The 16,859-nt window shown below is 52.8% G+C and carries 15 protein-coding genes, 1 tRNA gene and 2 pseudogenes; 3 read left to right on the forward strand and 15 right to left on the reverse strand.

Annotation, left to right across the window (positions count from 1 at the left end; genetic code table 11):
• Nucleotides 1–690 carry a 7-cyano-7-deazaguanine synthase QueC gene (gene queC / locus AWM79_RS12055; RefSeq protein WP_026013183.1) on the forward strand — a complete coding sequence of 230 codons (690 nt, stop codon included), beginning with the start codon at nucleotides 1–3 and terminating at the stop codon, nucleotides 688–690.
• Nucleotides 691–752: 62 nt separating this feature from the next.
• Nucleotides 753–828, forward strand: a tRNA-Lys gene (locus tag AWM79_RS12060).
• A 660-nt stretch (nucleotides 829–1,488) separates the two neighbouring features.
• Here the strand turns inward: AWM79_RS12060 and AWM79_RS12065 are convergent.
• The 3 genes and pseudogenes from AWM79_RS12065 to AWM79_RS12080 all read right to left on the reverse strand — a co-directional run.
• Nucleotides 1,489–2,581: pseudogene (locus AWM79_RS12065) on the reverse strand (site-specific integrase); the annotation flags it as partial.
• The gene (gene mobH / locus AWM79_RS12070; protein WP_060782915.1) at nucleotides 2,581–4,455 is read right to left on the reverse strand and encodes a MobH family relaxase; all 1,875 of its coding nucleotides are present in this window, start codon (nucleotides 4,453–4,455) and stop codon (nucleotides 2,581–2,583) included. The pseudogene AWM79_RS12065 and the gene mobH, both read right to left, overlap by 1 nt.
• A gap of 972 nt (nucleotides 4,456–5,427) precedes the next feature.
• A complete protein-coding gene (locus AWM79_RS12080; protein WP_060782917.1) occupies nucleotides 5,428–5,700 on the reverse strand; it encodes a type II toxin-antitoxin system ParD family antitoxin in 273 nt (90 codons plus the stop codon).
• A 570-nt stretch (nucleotides 5,701–6,270) separates the two neighbouring features.
• Between AWM79_RS12080 and AWM79_RS12085 the strand changes: the two genes are divergently transcribed.
• Nucleotides 6,271–6,696, forward strand: coding sequence for a hypothetical protein (locus AWM79_RS12085; RefSeq protein ID WP_060782918.1), 426 nt, complete (start codon nucleotides 6,271–6,273; stop codon nucleotides 6,694–6,696).
• A gap of 32 nt (nucleotides 6,697–6,728) precedes the next feature.
• Here the strand turns inward: AWM79_RS12085 and AWM79_RS12090 are convergent, their stop codons facing one another.
• The 12 genes and pseudogenes from AWM79_RS12090 to AWM79_RS24350 all read right to left on the reverse strand — a co-directional run bounded on the left by AWM79_RS12090 (nucleotide 6,729) and on the right by AWM79_RS24350 (nucleotide 16,704).
• On the reverse strand, nucleotides 6,729–8,285 hold the full coding sequence (locus AWM79_RS12090; protein WP_060782919.1) for a conjugal transfer protein TraG N-terminal domain-containing protein: 1,557 nt from the start codon (nucleotides 8,283–8,285) through the stop codon (nucleotides 6,729–6,731).
• Nucleotides 8,282–8,662 (reverse strand): hypothetical protein, encoded by a 381-nt coding sequence (locus tag AWM79_RS12095; protein ID WP_060782920.1) that lies wholly within the window; start codon nucleotides 8,660–8,662, stop codon nucleotides 8,282–8,284. The genes AWM79_RS12090 and AWM79_RS12095 overlap by 4 nt, the downstream gene beginning before the upstream one ends.
• Before the next feature lie 10 nt (nucleotides 8,663–8,672).
• Complete coding sequence (locus AWM79_RS12100) at nucleotides 8,673–10,034, reverse strand: integrating conjugative element protein (RefSeq protein ID WP_060782921.1); 1,362 nt, start codon at nucleotides 10,032–10,034, stop codon at nucleotides 8,673–8,675.
• A 22-nt stretch (nucleotides 10,035–10,056) separates the two neighbouring features.
• On the reverse strand, nucleotides 10,057–10,998 hold the full coding sequence (locus tag AWM79_RS12105; protein WP_060782922.1) for a TIGR03756 family integrating conjugative element protein: 942 nt from the start codon (nucleotides 10,996–10,998) through the stop codon (nucleotides 10,057–10,059).
• Complete coding sequence (locus AWM79_RS12110) at nucleotides 10,995–11,426, reverse strand: TIGR03757 family integrating conjugative element protein (RefSeq protein ID WP_244159638.1); 432 nt, start codon at nucleotides 11,424–11,426, stop codon at nucleotides 10,995–10,997. The genes AWM79_RS12105 and AWM79_RS12110 overlap by 4 nt, the downstream gene beginning before the upstream one ends.
• 410 nt (nucleotides 11,427–11,836) lie before the next feature.
• Nucleotides 11,837–12,385 (reverse strand): hypothetical protein, encoded by a 549-nt coding sequence (locus AWM79_RS12115; RefSeq protein WP_060782923.1) that lies wholly within the window; start codon nucleotides 12,383–12,385, stop codon nucleotides 11,837–11,839.
• A gap of 494 nt (nucleotides 12,386–12,879) precedes the next feature.
• Nucleotides 12,880–13,386 (reverse strand): hypothetical protein, encoded by a 507-nt coding sequence (locus tag AWM79_RS12120; RefSeq protein ID WP_060782924.1) that lies wholly within the window; start codon nucleotides 13,384–13,386, stop codon nucleotides 12,880–12,882.
• Between the two features lie 92 nt (nucleotides 13,387–13,478).
• Nucleotides 13,479–13,919, reverse strand: a pseudogene (locus tag AWM79_RS12125) (tyrosine-type recombinase/integrase); the annotation flags it as partial.
• Between the two features lie 162 nt (nucleotides 13,920–14,081).
• The gene (locus tag AWM79_RS12130; RefSeq protein ID WP_060782925.1) at nucleotides 14,082–14,768 is read right to left on the reverse strand and encodes a hypothetical protein; all 687 of its coding nucleotides are present in this window, start codon (nucleotides 14,766–14,768) and stop codon (nucleotides 14,082–14,084) included.
• Nucleotides 14,769–14,782: 14 nt separating this feature from the next.
• Nucleotides 14,783–15,970 carry a hypothetical protein gene (locus tag AWM79_RS12135; RefSeq protein ID WP_156430104.1) on the reverse strand — a complete coding sequence of 396 codons (1,188 nt, stop codon included), beginning with the start codon at nucleotides 15,968–15,970 and terminating at the stop codon, nucleotides 14,783–14,785.
• 86 nt (nucleotides 15,971–16,056) lie between these two features.
• Nucleotides 16,057–16,335: a hypothetical protein gene (locus AWM79_RS24965; protein ID WP_156430105.1), complete on the reverse strand. Its 279-nt coding sequence runs from the start codon at nucleotides 16,333–16,335 to the stop codon at nucleotides 16,057–16,059.
• A 36-nt stretch (nucleotides 16,336–16,371) separates the two neighbouring features.
• Complete coding sequence (locus AWM79_RS24350; RefSeq protein ID WP_208599939.1) at nucleotides 16,372–16,704, reverse strand: hypothetical protein; 333 nt, start codon at nucleotides 16,702–16,704, stop codon at nucleotides 16,372–16,374.
• Between the last annotated feature and the right edge of the window lie 155 nt (nucleotides 16,705–16,859).

Raw genomic sequence — 16,859 nt, forward strand, 5'->3', positions numbered from 1 at the left:
ATGACCACTCAAGCGAACACTGAAAAAAAAGCGGTAATCCTGCTGTCCGGGGGCCTTGATTCGGCGACCGTGGTAGCCATGGCGCGTGCCGATGGCTACCGCTGCTACACCATGAGTTTCGATTATGGCCAACGCCATCGCGCCGAGTTACAGGCCGCCGAGCGGGTTGCGCGGGACCAGGGGGTGATCGAGCACAAGGTCATCGGTTTGAACCTGAACGGTATCGGTGGCTCGGCATTGACAGACAGCGCCATCGAGGTGCCCGAGGCCCCGGGCGAGGGGATTCCGGTGACCTACGTACCGGCACGCAACACCGTGTTCCTATCGTTGGCGCTAGGCTGGGCCGAGGTGCTCGGTGCGCGGGATATCTTCATCGGTGTGAATGCGGTGGACTACTCCGGCTACCCGGATTGCCGCCCCGAGTTCGTCGAGGCCTTCGAAACTCTGGCCAACCTGGCGACCAAGGCCGGTGTCGAGGGGGACGGTTTCCGTATTCGGGCCCCACTGCAGAACCTGAGCAAGGCCGATATCGTTCAGGCCGGAGTCAAACTGGGCGTCGATTACTCGCTGACCGTTTCCTGCTATCAAGCGGATGCTAACGGCTTTGCCTGTGGGAAATGTGACAGCTGTCGCCTGCGGGCCGAAGGCTTCTCGGCGGCCGGAATCGGCGACCCAACCCGTTATTTTTGATTTTTTTATATAAAGTGTTGAATTACCGTTAGAAATCAGTATTATACGCGCCACCACACAGCGGGTCGTTAGCTCAGTTGGTAGAGCAGTTGGCTTTTAACCAATTGGTCGTAGGTTCGAATCCCACACGACCCACCATATTTTGGCGGTTTAGAAAATCCGGAAGGCCCACGCAAGTGAGGATTTCCGGGTTTTTTTTTGCCTACAACAAGGCAGATCGAGCGAGTCTGAAGTCGTAAGGACGCAACACTTACTTGCTGACATGCAGCCGTCTGACTCGAACATTAGTTTCGAGTTGACGTGATGTCAATATGGAGCGGTCGACTTGCGGGAGCGAGGCTAGAGCATTTTGTCAATCTGCCACCCGTCTGTCCGCCAGCATCCCTGAATGTCATGGGACATTTCCTCCATATCTGAAAGAGCATTCTTGACATGTATTTGTTAGGTGTCAGGCAGCCGAATACGTCCGGCCCGAGGTTGCTGGTGCTCATGCCTGTCAGCGGTTAGAGAAATCCAGTGATGGGCTGCATCAGCCCCAGTTGTAGCTCTTGATGCCCACCCGACTGATCATCAGTGTGAACATCACGGAAGCCTCAGGCCCCTCATCCAGGGAGGAGGGCTGGGGTATGCCGAGGTCCTCCCACCAGGTGCCAGGACCATCCCATGTGAGCTCGTGACTGAGGCCGGTACCGACCGGGAGAATGGCTTGCTCCAGTGAATACCGTTCCGAGCTGATACTGGCGACCTGAGTCAGCAGTTTGGGGACTGGCGGTGACTCAGGTGGAGGCAGCAGCAAGAGGGTGCTGCTGGCCTCGACCGCCTCACTGGCCATGGGTACTGGGTGGATCTCCGGGACATGAGGTATGAGCGCAAGCAGATTCTCGCCAGAGGCCGGCAAGGTATCGGCAGGGACGGTGGGAATGTGTTCGTCGACGCGCCTTTCGAACGCGATGGCTCCCTGAGCCAGACTGCGTTCATGCAGCACGGCGCGCATGTGATCGTAGTCGACCTCGATGTAGCTCAAGGTGGTCGCGATATTCGAATGGTTCAGCAAGCTCTTGGTCAGGTGGATATTACGCTCGGGCTGCCTCATCAGGTCGGTGGCCAAGGTATGCCTGAACCGGTGTGGAGTCATGCGCACGCCAAGTGCCGTGGTTAGTTTGCGATACATGCCCTCTATCTGGTCGATATTCATGACCTTGGAGTGATAGTGTCTGGAGAAGCGGTTGACGTTGAACAACTGATCGTCGGGAGCGAAGCCGATTTTGTCGGCGGCATCCAGCAAGCGTCGTATGTGCGGTTCCAGGCCGGCCATGATCGGTATGGAGAATTCGCGGTGAGTTTTCTCTGTATCGGCCTCTACGCGGATCAGTTTGTTGTGCCAATTGATGTCTCGGTAGCGAAGCGTCAGAAGCGCATTCAATCGAATGCCGGTGTAGTAGAACATCTCGAAAACAACGAGCCAGAACCAGGCCGGAGTAACCTTGCTGCGCGTTTTCGAGCAACGCTCCTCTGAAGCCATTGCCTTGAGCCAGTCACGCGCACTTTTTATCGCGTCGCGAGCGATTGTCTTGCTCGGTCGCTTCGGCGGAATCACGGCGGTTTTCTTGAAAGGGTTGATCGTGGTATGGGTCAGCACACCCTGCTCCAGGGCATAACCCCAGATGGTGCGCAGATGGTTGGAGTAGGTGTTCCAGCTCTGTTTCGATAGTCCGTTCTCCAGAAGCGCTTTTCGGCATCCGAGCACACCACGGTGATCGATCTCTTCCACTGTGATCTCGGTACCGAAATGTCTGAGCAATGCCCGAGTGGACGCCAAGTAAATTTTTCCGGTCGACTCCCGCAGGTCGTGAGTGACGATATAGTCCTTGGCCAGTTCCAGTGGAGCCATCATTCACCGCCCTCCACCGATGCCATCAGGCTCAAGCTTACATTGTCGAAGGGCACCTCGCTAAACACCGTCAGGGGATCGATCAGTAAGTATCCCTTGAGCTTTTTCGTACTGCGTGGGCCGATGACGTTGCAAGTCCAAATATTGAGGCTCTTGTCGGTCTTTCGATGAGTTTTCTGTTTTTCAAAGCTTCGCTGTACCAGTTGCCAGGCTTCCACGTTCAGTGCTTTGGCCTGTGTCTCTATGGCAGGGAACTCCTGTACGTATCGCTTGAAAATTCCAGGCGTGACGAGCATGGCGGTTCCCGATACGGTATGCACCAGTGCCTTGGTGTCGTTGATGATGATTTTCCGGGAGGCGAGGCCACTCCTGAGCCATTCCACAAATCCCTGACCCAAGTCGGTTTTATGGCTTGGCATCGGAGCCATGTCTTCGGTGCTCACCGTGGGTTCACTTCCTGCGACAGGCAGCTCGATAGGCCGGATATCCTCCCGTATCGAAGAGGTGGTTTGTGCCGCAGAAGGTGAATCTTCTGGAGTGCCTTCTAGTGGCGTTGTGATATTGCCCAGAAGTGTCCTGAGCGCGTCAATTTCAGCGGGGTCGTTGGGAATCGGTTCTGAAGGCTCTGGAGCAGGGAATACAGCGTTTGTAACGTGGGGCGCTGGACCAATGCTGTTGCTTTTGGGCTGGCCCGATTTGCAGGATTGTTTGACCTTTTGTGGTTCCTCGGTGGGGGAGCCAGCATCGACTTCCAGTGTTCCCGAATAAGCCGGCGGTCGGTCATTCGCGTCGTTCCAGATCAGCGCCGGCGAGAGCTTGAGCAGGGTGAAGGTATTGCGCCAGCCATTCCCGTTGTCGATCGTGGCCCTCCAGATTGCCTTGTCCTGGGCATTGGTCTGGATGACGCCTTGGTCCTGAAGCATGTTGAAGAACGGCGCATTCGAACTGGGAACGCCATCTACCCCCTGTGCCAGTAGGTAGGCACGCAACTGATCCGCAATCGGCTTGCTGACCAGCCACAAAGCATCCTGAGCCAGCCAACCATCCGACGGGCCATCGGGCTGATTTAGCTTGAACTTGTCACGCACTAGATACCGCAGGCCATCCGCTAACTGCCGTTGCAGGGATTGCTTCGGCGCGGCCAGTGCTCGAGCAGGGTTGCCTCCGAGTTCCTGGGCGACCGATGCCTGATCGGCCTGCACCACGATTTCAGCCAGAATGCCGGCGTTCTCGTACTGGCCGGCCAGGATAAAGATCAACTGTGACCACGCCTCCGGGAAACCGCTGAGCCAGTCCAGGATGTCTGGCGAGAGCACCTGGGCGTAGGTCAGCGCGGCAGCGGCCCCATGGAGCTGGTAATTGCGTCCTTTCACATAGCGGAATCGGTAAGGACGGGTGATGGGGCCGTGCCATGGGTGCCAGGTCTTGCCGTCCTGCAGCTCGATATGCACGTCGACGGCGATCTTGCCGAGGTCGTGAATCAGCGCGCCATAGGCGGCGGCAGCGGTCCACGCCTCGGCCTGCGCCGATTGCGATTCCGGCGGTGCGCCGATCGGCAGCAGATAGGTCTGCCGGATCTTCAGGGCATAGGCGACGATTTCCAGGCCGTGATCCAGCATACCGCCGGGGTGTGCATGGTGGTGGTTTTCCGAAGCGGGGAGTTGCTGAACCAATTCTGCGTAGCGTTCTAGTGGGCGCCTATAGAGTTCGACAAATTGCGAGCGGGATAGCGATGCACGCTGCCAGATGTTCTCCAGCAGTTTTTGGCGTCGCGGTGACGCCAGCAACACCTGGCTGGTGGCCGGTTGCATAAAAGCATTGAGGGCGGCGGCTTGAGCGGGTAGGGCTTTACTGCGGCGGAATAAAGAAAACATAGCCAGCTCCTCATAAGAATCATGGGGCGGGCTTTTCCTCTATCTGATGGGCTCTGTTCAACGGGAAAACATCATCCGCAGCTCATCTCATTTCAAAAGGCATTAGGCCATCACTTCCATGTGTCGAGTGATTCTGGCCTGCGTGGGCATGCTTGAGAAGCAGATGTTTCTCCGTGAGATGTAGTCCAATTCCTTCGTTTATTATGCGCTGTACGCGTAGGAACCTGCTGAATCGTCAGCACTTATTGACAGTGATTCCGCAGGCGGCAGGCGGGAACAGCCCTTTTGCGGAGCAAGCCCTTTCAGGTAGGGCTTTTACCCTTGTGAACCATTCCATTCGCTTTTCGAGAGCCCTTTCCCTTTAGACCATTTGGCCTGTTTGGAAATATCCAGTGGAGCACCTACGGCTTTTCAGTCGTATTCACCACGGCTCTGAAGCAATCTCGATGGTTCTTGTGCCTGATCAGATCACCGTCATATGAGGAAAAGAAGCAATGGACCATGACGAAATTTTAGAAAACCGCACCACCTTGGCGCAGTCGCCGTCAATTAAGCCTGATGGGGACTGCTGTCGGGATGATTTGGTTTTCGCACTACGTGACAAGCACCATACGTTTTCACTGAACATGGGCACGATTCTTCAATGCTTGAGGTTGGCTGAGCATGAGGGGGCTGTGCCTGAGCTTCCGGAGGGGTGGTGGTCTCGGATATCAAGGCGATACACTTTGGGGTAATTGTTCAATGAATGGGGTCGCCGGGTATTTTCGATCATTCTTCGGGAAGATGTAATCTGGCCTCCATGGCATCATGCAACAGCCGGACGACCTCAATGACCTGATCGTCGGTCAACTGGTAGAAAATGATGTGTCGAGGTCGCTGGACCACCCCATGGGATGCTGCGGAGCTCTTGCGGGAGTGATTCAGGTGGAAACTCCTCTAGCGCGGTGTCCGTAATTCGGTACGGCAGCATACTCAGTGTTTCTCCGCGACGGTGTAGGCGACTGACTCACTGATATCTGCCAGCAGCTTGCTCAGGCCTTCGCCATCGACTTCTACAAATCGACCCTGCTCCAAGTCCATCAGTCCGATCGAGGTGGCATGTCTCAGGGCTTTCGCTTCACGCTGCTCCAGAAGACGGAGGCGTTCACGCAGTGCCTCACTAGTATTCTGGTAGCGACCAGAACGCACCTGGTTGTTGACGACTTGCTCCAGGTGGTCGGTCAGAACGACATTTCGAGTGGTCATGGTGTTTTCAAATGTGAGTGGCAAGTCGACCTCTTTCCAGTTGGTATGTTAATTCAGAGGCTTGAAAAAGTATTTTTTTCGACGTATATCTGGATAAAAATGTTTTCGCTATATGAGAATGGAGTTCGTGGTTGGTGCAAAAAAATAGCCAAGCAGAGTGTCTGAGTTGTAATCATCAAATGGTTCCAAGAGTGGTGTTTCGAGACGGGGAACCGTCACACTAAATTTGTCCGTTCTGTGGTCGGATGTATAAGGACTTCAATTCTGAGGAGCCATGTGAGCCCAGCAAATTTGCATTGCCATTTGGAGTGTTTCTTGGTCGTCTTTGGAAAATGGCGCCTATTCAACGAGGTTTTGTGGAGGCTATAACGCAAGGTGATCTCAGTAAACAATTGGCAGTCGGTGTATTTAAAGTCATAAAATTGATAGTTGTCGTTGGATTATTTTATTGTCTCAAGTAGTGCTCTATTTTACTTTGGTATATAAATCAAGGCTTGCAAGTGTGATTTTTTTGATATATACGATATCAAGGCGCCCCTATAGTAGAGAAAAAGCAAAGGAGACATCGCCATGGTCGTACAGACCTCTCAAGGACTTGCAAGCCGCTTGGGCTATAGGCTCGGTCGGGTGGTGCTTTTCTTTCTGATGGATGACAACGTGGTGTTGCGTTGGGTCAAACGAGCTGTTTTGGTCTCACTGATCTATGCTTTTTTTGCTCATTTCGGTCGTGGAATCGTGAGTGCGTTGATGGCTCCCTTGATTCTGTTATTTATCGTGCTGGCAATGGTGAAGCTTGGGGGCTCTAAGTTTTCGAGTAGCTCGATAAACTACGATAGCAACAAAAATGTTTACGATTCTCAGTTGTTTGGTGATAAAAGCCTCTTGGATTCCTCAGAAGAGGATCCTCATTCTCTTGAAAATGTGAATAATCCGTTGTTTCTTCATGAGACTCACTTTAATTGGAATAAAGATAGTGATTATAATTCTGATAGGTAGGCTTAGGGAGCTAAGCCTACCTTGATATTTAGTTAATTATCTTTTGCAGTCTTGAAACCCATTCCTTTTACACCTGAAGTGATTGCTTCCTGAGCATGATTGCTTGCGCTAGAGCCTGCTTGTTGTACCGAGTTTGTGCCATTAGATAAAGCTGCCATTATACCTCCAGCAGATACCCCTGCCCATGCCAATGCCGTCATCCAGAATGTTGGTAAAATGATGAACATCGAACCCATTACGAAATTCAAGATAGCATCTTGAGTTGCTGTATTCAGCCCCATGATCGGATCAAAGCTAAGATGTGGTGAGCCAGATCCGTAAAGTGCGTCCAATATTGTGCTGTCTACCCATCGGGCCAGTTGGAACCAGAAGTCGACGAAAATGAGGGCGAAGAACACTACACTTACCGTCATGGCGACTTTCAGTTGATATGCACCGACAATCAATACCAGCGGAATGCAGATAATCATTGCCATCTTCAAGAAGGCCATAACCATTGGCAAAGCTTGCCGAACCATATCCATGGCCGGAAAGTAACCGAGCGACCCCAGTGCAACCCCAAAAGTGCCGGTGGCACGAGCAGCACCGTTCCATAAGGTTCCTCCGATCTGTCCGCCGTAATCAGAGTAGACATCGCCTTGCACTTGCTTCGACGGTGAGACCAATTGACGAATGATCGATTCATTGATCTGGTCGGATGACATCCACTTCGCCCAGCCGAGAAACTTTGTCATCAGGTCAGGGTCTACCTGGGCCTGAACACGATCTTTCAGCCCGATACTGCTGTCGGACCACCATTGATTGCAGGTTGGATAACCTCCGCCGCCGGTAACTTCTGGAAGTCCCACATCTCGAGTTGCGTTGTAGGGCCAGAAGGTTCTAGGTGTTTTGGAGTAGTCGGTGTCGTAGTAGCCGGGGGTGTTCAGCAGATAGCGCGATCCAATCCAGCTCAGGTCGGAAAGGATCCCCGCTTTGTCATTCTCCGCAATGATGTCCGGCTGACGCATAAACAGCCGTGCCCGGGAAGGGCCGTAGCAGTCGTGAGTGAAGTCCGCGATTTCCTGGGCAAGCAGGGGATTGTTGATACGGGTACTGTCGATCTCCATACGCATCTGCCTCAAGTCGGTCCCGCACGGAATCGCCGCGACGGCCCCATTGGTGAATGCCTTGGACAACGCATGCATGAACGCCCACCAGACTGGCATCTGGGCGCTCCTGCCGGCCAGCGAACTGAATGAGGTGTTCCATCCCGTGGCCGTCGGTGCCGGCAAGTTGTACTGACATTGCTGCGCCCGGGTTTGATCGAACTGCAGCGTGTCGAAGCTCACGTTCACGGCCGGAACCCCGCACAGAGCTACGACCACGTACCCAACGTAGATACTGGTCTCGATCCTGGCCATGGAGAGCACGCCCTTATTGCCCTCATCCGCGCCTTCACCGCGAACCTTGAGCCACTCCCGTATTACGATGATTGCAAAGGGCAGGGCAAACAAGCCGGTGTCCTGGATCATGTCCCAGATGCCGTTGTTGATGATCCAGCCGACCAGGGTGAGGTAATACTCCAGATAGTCGTTTGTGTAGAGGGTCACAGTACCCCTCCGGGCTGAAGCAACACTTTGCTCAGTTCGATCAGCAATACCAGCAGAACCACTAGGATCTCGACCCTCAAGACACGCATGAGAAGTCGTTGCCGCTCGGACTCGGGGAGTCGGGCCTTGAGTTTGAGCCAGGCCACTGCCAGTGTGATATAGAGCACCAGGCGCCAGGCCAGAAGGTGCCAGTAATGGTTCGAGCGCCATTCCTGCCACTGTTGCAGGTTATCGAAGAGTCGCAAAAACACTGTGTTCAGCAGAGCGACCAGGAGTGTCATGGCCACTAGGACGGCCAAGCTGATCAAAACGCCGCGGCCGAGCTGGCGGGTGAGCGAGTGAGCCGATGCAACGACGGGACTCTGAATATCAGTCATGGTCAATTCCTCACTGCCGGTTCTTGGCCGGCGACTGCAACTGATTCAGACGGTCCGTTTCCGGATCGCCCTGGAATACCCCACGCGAATTCTCGGCGCGTGCCTTGCCGCGCTCAATGATGGTCATCGGCGAGTTTTTCGCGAGCTGCTGGCGCATGTCCAGCTCGATCTTCAAATTGCCGATTTCCTGCTGCAGCGATGAGCTCTGCTGATTGACGGCTTGAACCGCGAGATCATTGGCCGCGACATTCGGCTCTTTGCTGCCGGCCAACAGTGTTCGCTGGAGAACCAGGGCCTTCTCCAGAACGTCGGAGAGCGCGACTTCCGAGGCCAGCCGACGGGCCAGCACATCCTGATCTCGCTCATCCTTCAAGGCGGCAACGACGCCTCGGGTGATGGGAAGTGAGTTGCTGCTTGCGGCGTTCAGGTTCTCCACCGACAGGGTCTTGCTGCCGGTCAGCAGATCCTGCAGCGCCTGCAACTTGGTGTCGTAGGTTTCCTGAATCATCGGCGTGAGACCCACGCCGGCGGCGGTGACGGTTTTAGGGCAACTGTCACAGGTCTGTTGTTGCTGTTCGCCCAGGACGCGGTTGGCGAAGGTGCTGGCTTCCTGGGGAGAGGACCAAACATTGCACACCTGGCCATTGTTACAGGTGTCCTTACTGATCGAGGAGGTGTCGCCGGCGGCACGCTTGTTCAGTAGGTTGTAGCCCGCCTTGGTGACATCACCGACGATGCGGATCGGCTGCTGGCCGGAGCCGCCGGCTCGATCACCACCGACCCAGGTGACGCCATCGTTGCCGCCTTTCTTTTCGACTTGCTCGACGGCGGATACTGCATCCGTATTGGAGGTCAAGGTCTGGCTCATTGCTTGACCTTCGGCGAGTTTGTTCCAGCCCATCTGATTGCCGGCGATATCCGCCATCCTGTCGCCGATGGCTCGGCAGGTGCTTTTGGAACGATCGAAGTCGAGCCGGGCCTGCAGAATACCGTTGGTAATCAGGTTGTAGAGCGCAGGGTTGGCCCGCTGGAGAATCAGTGCCGGTAGCGAGGCGACGGCGCCGGTGGCGTTCTGTACCACCGAGGTCATGATGTTCTGGAAGCCGGAGGTTGCACCATTGAGCTGGTTTTCCAGGGTGTTGCTCAAATTCATGTTTCCGCAGACCAGGTTGTTATTCCAACCGCCGCCGACCGAAATGCTGTCCATATTGCCGGCGCTGCCCATTGTCACCGCGTTGCCGCCACCGATGCTGTACAACACCTCGTCACCAATGACACTGCCGGAAGAGGTGGCGTTGATGGGATCTGCCGCCAGGGCCGTCGCCGTGGCGAGACCGCAGACGAGTCCGAGCGCCCAGGGAGTGAGTTTCATATCGTGCTCCGATCGTTAGTGTTCATAGGAAGTCCGTGCTGCCCAGAAAGGTCTGCCCGCGGCGTTGGCAGCAGGAGTACGGGCGCCAGAGTGCCCAGGCGTAACCGCCGTCCTGTGCGTCGATGTTGGGACCGAAGCTGGGAAAGGTTGCGCAGGTCGGATTGAGGCTCGGGGTCAGTTCCTGCCACTTGCCTGTAGAGGCATCGCCTTCTCGCAGTTCGCCCGCCGGCCAGTAACCGGGCTGGGGGAGGGCGAGCATGGGTAGATAGACGTGAACCTGACCGATGCGGGTGGTGACGTCACCCGCGCGCTGTGCGATGACGGCACCGGTCTTGTAGTCATCGGTCTGATGGAGGAAACCGCTGCGTGGGTAAACATTTCCCCAGGTACTTGCGCTGAGCGGGCTACCGATTTCACGCAGTCCTGGGATCAGTGCTTCGGGGTATACCGCCTCGGGCACGCCATATCGCCAGGCAATCGGGTCGAGGGTGCTGAGAAAGTAGGGAACCAAAGGCAAAGTAGCGCCCTTGCAGGTGTAACCCGAAGCACTGGCGAACTGGCTGAACGTGGCGCCGCCGGGGTGACCGATGACGTCAGCCTCTTTGAACTTGATGATGTTGTTTTCGGAGACGTGGTTCGTGGTGCCATCGTTGCCTGCCTGAGCCATCGAATTTGGCGTGCCGAGCGGCGACATCTCTGTCCAGGGATTCATGCCGGTGTTCGAGTAGGCGGACACCACGGCATCTGGAACGTAGTGGCGGACTTTTGTCGAGGTTTTGACCGAGCATCCAAAGGGTGTGCACAGCAGCCAGTAACAAACTCCCACCACTTGATACTCAAGGCAGGTGGGGGAGAGTGTCGAGGCGACGATAGCCGCTGTGTTGATCCCAGCGGATGCAGTGAGCGACAGGCTGAAGGTGATGGCCAGAGACAGAGGGCGGAGCAAATGATGTTTACGGCTCATCGCGGCAGGCTCCGTGCGCGCTCGATCAGCCCCAAAGCTTTCGACACATCCTGTTCTCCGTAGACGACATAGCGGCGGTCAACGACTACAGCCGGGATCTTGGTGACGCCCAGGCTCCATGCATCTGTGACACCTTGCTGGGCCTTGGCGAGATCGTTTTGCAGCTGCTTGCCGGCCGGAGTGGTCAGGTAGCTTTGGATGGTTGAGGCCGCTTGGCTTGGATCCGAGGGGAGTTCGTGAGATAGCTGTTGTTCGAGGCGTTGTTGTTCATCGAGAAGGATGGTTCGGGTGCCGGCGGGAGTGGTAACAGGGTGTGCTCGATCGGTGATTACCCAGGTTTCAGCCTGTGCAAGGGCTGATATGAGCATCAGGGCAAAAAGCGGAAGCCCGCGCGTTGAATTGCGTTGTAGAGATGGATGCCGGGTCATGGCGTCGTACCTGAAATGGGTTCAGGTGCAGGAAACCGGATGGGAGCATTGGGTGCAGCAAGAAATAGAAACTCGGTCGATGTTGTATTTGACTTGCGAGCCTCGGAGAAGTCCTTGAGTATCGTGAGGCATCCGCAGGGGCATTTCCTGGCCATCACCGTAGTGTCACGACTAAGGGCTTCGGTGAGTCAGTTCGATGATGCTGGGTGAAACCCACGTATCCAGGATGATAAAAAATGATGAATGGCCCTTTCCCTATTCAACAAATAGTTGAATAATGGGCGCACTGAATAGGTAGCGCCGACCGGTGTAAGCGTCCATCCACCTCGCAAGAGGTCCGCACCATAGAGTGGGATAACCAAGAGATTCCGGATTAAAGAAAAAGCCCCGCATTGCGGGGTTTTTTCTTTTCAGCGAGGCATTTTGATCTCTTTATCCTGATACCGGTTCAGCAGGATGAATTTGAAGCTGATCGGCTTCTTGTACTGCAACGGATCATAGCGCTCGTGCGCGCTGTTTACGAAGAGATTGAGGTGCGCTCCTTCGACCTTCTTGGCTTTGGTGACGGTGAAGAACACCGCATAGTCGAAGGTACGCCCCTGATGCATAACTTCTATGGTGACGAACTCTTCCCGGCCAGTGTGCATGCATCGCCGTTCGCCCAGGGTCGAGATGATACCTGGCAGTTGTTTCGACAGCTCCCAGCGAAAACTGCAAAACACCCGTTTTTCGCGTGAGTCTGCGTACCAGCTCTCCTCGCTGACTTGCTCACCGGGGAGGGGGTCACGGGCGAAACAGTGCAACCCGTAGGTGACATTCACTTTGAGCGACAGGTCGGGTTTTTCGTCCTTGCCTGGGATGGTGACCTCCCAGAGATGGGGGGCCAGGTGGCTGAGGTCATAGACCGTCCCCGCAATGGTTGCTGCCCTCCAGGCAATACCGCTTGTTGGCTTTCCCATCTACTGCCGTTCGCTCAAGTCCTAATGCTTGCCATTGTGACATGCGCAGAATGAATCACCATACAACTGTGTCGGCGCTGGCTGGTTGGTGTCCTGACACCGGGGGCGTTATACATGTTGTGAGCCAGGCCAATTGAATCAGCGTCTAATTCCTGAACGGCTAGCTCCAGGTGATAGGACAGGTCGTACTTTTCAGCATTGCTCATAACTAGTGCCCTCCAGGGCGATTTTCCTTCAACAGTTCAGCAGTTTGCCGGACGTGGTTCAACGTTCAGGTTTTTCAATAGCTTTGCCGCTACATTGGTAGAAGGTCTCCAGTTCTTTGCCCCCGGAAATCGCCAGAATGCTTCGGCTGAGCCATCAAGCTTGATCCAGCGACATGGAAGGATCTTCTTCAAGCGGGTTGTAACCCACCACATCGACGTACCATGCCGACAGTTCGGCGGCGGTCATGTTGTTGAAATCAGGTATGGCGGTTTCCTATCAAAACGCTTTCATTGTTCGTGGTGCTCCAGAAGCCAATTTTGGGCGTTATCCAGGGTAAAGAAAGCAACATTCTTGGCCTCATCGAGGCTTTCTTGCCAGCGCGGCCATGCTGGACTGTACCCTGTCTCATGTACCAGATTTACCAGCCACCGCCCTTTGCTTTGAGGCACAAGAGTAATTGTGAAATCCTCAATCTTCGTGGTGTGCGACCCATCTCCAAGTTGTGTCCAAACAGTTGGACCATAAGTGCGTTGTAAGCGTCTTTTGAACCGAACCATCTGGCGGGTCAGAGCAAGTAGCTCCCCCGAGACCTTTACCTGTCCTTCCAAAGCGCGGTTGATGCCTCGAAGAATAGTTTTGTACGGTCGGTAATCTCCTAAAGAGGCCATGCGATCTGCCAACGCGACAGCCGACCAATTCAACTCAGCTAAAGACTTTTGAAACTCTTCGGCTAAATCCTCGGGTGTACGCTCCAACGCATGATCATCAGGCGCAAATTCTTCGTTATCTGTCATGGTGACTCCTCTGTTATGGCTTGATAATACACGATATTTGTCACATTGGAAGTGACATTTTTAGAGTCATTCAGATATTTATTAACAAGCTTTTAGTTAAGTGCCACCGCAAAAGCGCGCCGTATGGTGCCTTGATCCACTGATAGATACGGCTTGGAATGGTCTAGATCGGCATGCCCAAGAATCACTTGCACAGTTTCAACATCACCGATCGCGGCCAGCACCTTCGCTGCCAACGACCGCCGCCCACTATGCGATGACTCTTGCTTTATGCCTGCTTGCCGGTAGAGCCTGCTGATGGTCTGTTGCAGCGAATCACATGCCCGATACACCTCTGGTCCGCTCTCCAACAGCCGATGCTTGAAAGCGAGCTCAAAGCTTTGCCCTTTGTGCGTCATGACGAGCTTTGATCCTGGACGTAAACCACAGTACTCATCGGCGCCCGACAGCCCCCAGCGGCGCAGTAGGCGCACGGCTAGCCACGCATCTAGCGCATTAATACAACGGTCATGGGTCAGGTACACGTTGCGCGGCCCACCTACGGGTTAGGTTCCCGCCATGGACATTGAGTCTAAAGGCTCTACGGCAACGTTTTTGGCGAGTTATAAACGTCCATAGCAATTTCCAAGTTTCAGGCAGCTGGGACACTGAATGTCCATGATGTATCGTGGACCTCATGGCTAAGGACTCGCGGTTTAACCACTGACAATTCTTTCGATGTCGTTTTTGATGGTCGTCAGTAGTTCATCCAGCTCAATCGTCAACGACTTCATTCCGTTAGCCGTGCTACCCATTCCTAGCTTTTTCGCTTCTTGTTGGACGTAAAAATCATGGTATTCGTTAAGCCTCCTGGCACCTTCTTCGTTGATAGCCTGTCCCTCCGAAATCGCTTTGTTGACGAGGTTTTGAGTGGCATACCTTCCCGCGTTATAAACAGCTTGGCAGTCGGTACTATTGAGATTGATCATCGAAATCAAACCTTTTGTTCTCATGTAGATACGAACAATTTTTGAAGAAACCAATGGGTCGACATTTGCCAAGCAGGATGGTGCTGAGTCGTAAATAGGGAAAGGGTTTTCTCCGATAGGAAAGATGCTAAAATGCGGACTGTCTTCGGCCAGTTGCATTAACTCTTTGCCGTACTCTAGCATGTAGATGTCCCAAGCCGTGGTGAGTTCGGCATTGATTAGGCGAAGCGTATTCTCTGTTATTTCACGCTCGTCATCCTTGGATTTTTGCGTGGCATATTCGTGTGCTTTTGTCGTTGCTCTACTGGTCGCTCTCGCACCGATGTACGCAGCAGCAAGAGCAATAAAAACCTCTTTTGAAAAAATACCGTCAACTGTGGTCGCAATTAAATTTAGAGCCTCAATTAGCTGCATTATCTTTTTCCTTGTTATTTTGTAATTGACTGAGCCTCGTATCCATCGATACCTAGGGATTGTAGTGTTGGGCGCCGAGAATCGCCCAATATCTTTGATATCCCAATAAAATACGCTGCCACCTTTAAGTCTTTATCGTCTATTCCACGCCAAAAAAACGGGATGTTTTGATTTTCGAGGCTCTCAATAAAAGTTATATGCGTTAAGCAGATAAATATCCTCGCAAAATTTGCTGGATTGTTGAAGTCGTTTTTTAGTAAGTGCATTATGATATGACGATTAAATCCATCAACTTCCCCATAGCTAGGTTTATAGAGAATACTTTTGAAATACAGTCGGAATGCATTAATCACATCGGATTGAGGGCAAATGTGCGTTAAAAAATCAATCTCTATCTCTTGGTTATAACCTTTGCCTGGGTGCCAAACATACGCATTAAGTCTTCGTCGGCCCCACTGTATTATGATATCCCGAAGATAACGCTCAAATTTTTCACCGCTAACATTGTCAGGCGCTACGTTCAGTCGTGAAATCTGAATATTCCTTAAACCTGCCTCAAATACGGGTATAAGAGACATGATTGCCACATGGTCCATTCCGAGGTAGTAAGCCTCAATCGCTTCAAATACGATTAATCGATAGTCTTTAAGAGAATCACTAACAGAGAAAAACTTATTAAAATAGGTGGCTGAAACTTCCGGAGAAAAAAACTCATTAAGCCAGAAGTCCGCAGCATCCTTGGGGGTTTCAGCGCTATTCATTTCGAATATCGCCTTGTTTAATTCGCCTTCACCTATAATGTGAAGCGGCACCGGTAAAGACATCGGCAATGCTCGTTCCTGCGCTTCAGTAACGCGTCCCCATCTTTCATTGTAATAGCTTATTGGCCGCTCAGTGACGAAGCACAAACCAACATCGGTGGCGATCTCAAAACCGGGTTTTTCTATGGTCTTGGCGCAAACATCTACGTCTTTATCTTCATGCTTTTTGAACGCTGCGACTATCAGTTCCTCCGTAAGCTTAGAATACCCGCATAATTTTCTCAGTGTTTTCTCGTACTTCATTTCGTAATCCATGTTTACAAAGTGACCAAGTAGTCGGTTGTGGTTATAAAAATCAGTCTTCGCGACACCTCGTGATTTCCCATAAGCTAATCCATCGGTTTGCTCAATGCCACTAAGAAGAACTCCTGTTGCTACCATGCTGCCAGCGTGACATCGAACAACAGCGGTAATGGTTCAGGATAGCATTGGATTTAAGACCGGGTTTGGCTATATTCAATTAAAGCTTAAATGTCAATTGTTGGCTCTACTCCAGAGAATCTTACCTCTGGCGGATCCTGTGGCATTTGCCAGCCAAAAACGAAATGTGCCCATTTCATATCTCTGTTCTCACGATTAGCAACGAGCAGAAGGGTCCATCCAGCTTTTAATAGGATATTAGCGTTGATTTCGCTACCTGTACTCGTAATTGACCTTGTTTCTTCAATCATTATGGTAGCCTCAAATTTTGGCGTCATGGTTGGTGGTTGGAAATAATGAGTGGCAATTAATCTTCTGGCGCTCATGAGATTTTTCACAAGAACCCATTTTCAATCCATTCTTTATGCTTTTGATTTGCGAATCGGATTGACATTGGTACTGTGAAGTATCGCTTGTAAACGTATATTTTCCATGGTCAACTCAAGAATTTTAGCGTCCGCTTCAACTAGCAACGAGGCGACGTTATCGCGTTGCGACTTGAGATCTTCAATAATTTCCTTGAGGGATCGATTCCTTTTACGCTGGGAGAGAGTTTTTTGTCGGGCTGATGGACGTGTATCAATATTGTGCTCGTTTATCCAATGTTGGATTTCGTTGATCAGCCTAGGATATCGCGTCTTCTTGAGAGCCGAGGGATCACTGCCAGCTTCCCTAGCCACATTGTTTTGCGACACAGGTGTGCCGTGCGGCAGCTTTTCTGGCTTGCCTAGTTTTAATCGTTCAAAGGCATCGACGAACCGTAACTCTTGTTAGCTTCAGCACGACAAGCCTCGATCTTTGCGAGTCTGGGTAAATGCGCTTTGCGAGACCCCCCCGGTGTCAGGATAGT

Origin of the sequence: Pseudomonas agarici (assembly GCF_001543125.1) — a bacterium.
Classification (GTDB): Bacteria; Pseudomonadota; Gammaproteobacteria; order Pseudomonadales; family Pseudomonadaceae; genus Aquipseudomonas; species Aquipseudomonas agarici.

What these genes read in the sequence shown, in the direction of transcription:
- AWM79_RS12120 (WP_060782924.1), bottom strand. Translation starts at nt 13,386, where the DNA reads ATGACAGATAACGAAGAATTTGCGCCTGATGATCATGCGTTGGAGCGT.
- AWM79_RS12105 (WP_060782922.1), bottom strand. Translation starts at nt 10,998, where the DNA reads ATGAGCCGTAAACATCATTTGCTCCGCCCTCTGTCTCTGGCCATCACC.
- AWM79_RS12095 (WP_060782920.1), bottom strand. Translation starts at nt 8,662, where the DNA reads ATGACTGATATTCAGAGTCCCGTCGTTGCATCGGCTCACTCGCTCACC.
- AWM79_RS12115 (WP_060782923.1), bottom strand. Translation starts at nt 12,385, where the DNA reads ATGGGAAAGCCAACAAGCGGTATTGCCTGGAGGGCAGCAACCATTGCG.
- AWM79_RS12085 (WP_060782918.1), top strand. Translation starts at nt 6,271, where the DNA reads ATGGTCGTACAGACCTCTCAAGGACTTGCAAGCCGCTTGGGCTATAGG.
- AWM79_RS12135 (WP_156430104.1), bottom strand. Translation starts at nt 15,970, where the DNA reads ATGGTAGCAACAGGAGTTCTTCTTAGTGGCATTGAGCAAACCGATGGA.
- AWM79_RS12080 (WP_060782917.1), bottom strand. Translation starts at nt 5,700, where the DNA reads ATGACCACTCGAAATGTCGTTCTGACCGACCACCTGGAGCAAGTCGTC.
- mobH (WP_060782915.1), bottom strand. Translation starts at nt 4,455, where the DNA reads ATGTTTTCTTTATTCCGCCGCAGTAAAGCCCTACCCGCTCAAGCCGCC.
- AWM79_RS12100 (WP_060782921.1), bottom strand. Translation starts at nt 10,034, where the DNA reads ATGAAACTCACTCCCTGGGCGCTCGGACTCGTCTGCGGTCTCGCCACG.
- AWM79_RS12110 (WP_244159638.1), bottom strand. Translation starts at nt 11,426, where the DNA reads ATGACCCGGCATCCATCTCTACAACGCAATTCAACGCGCGGGCTTCCG.
- AWM79_RS24965 (WP_156430105.1), bottom strand. Translation starts at nt 16,335, where the DNA reads ATGAGCGCCAGAAGATTAATTGCCACTCATTATTTCCAACCACCAACC.
- queC (WP_026013183.1), top strand. Translation starts at nt 1, where the DNA reads ATGACCACTCAAGCGAACACTGAAAAAAAAGCGGTAATCCTGCTGTCC.
- AWM79_RS12130 (WP_060782925.1), bottom strand. Translation starts at nt 14,768, where the DNA reads ATGCAGCTAATTGAGGCTCTAAATTTAATTGCGACCACAGTTGACGGT.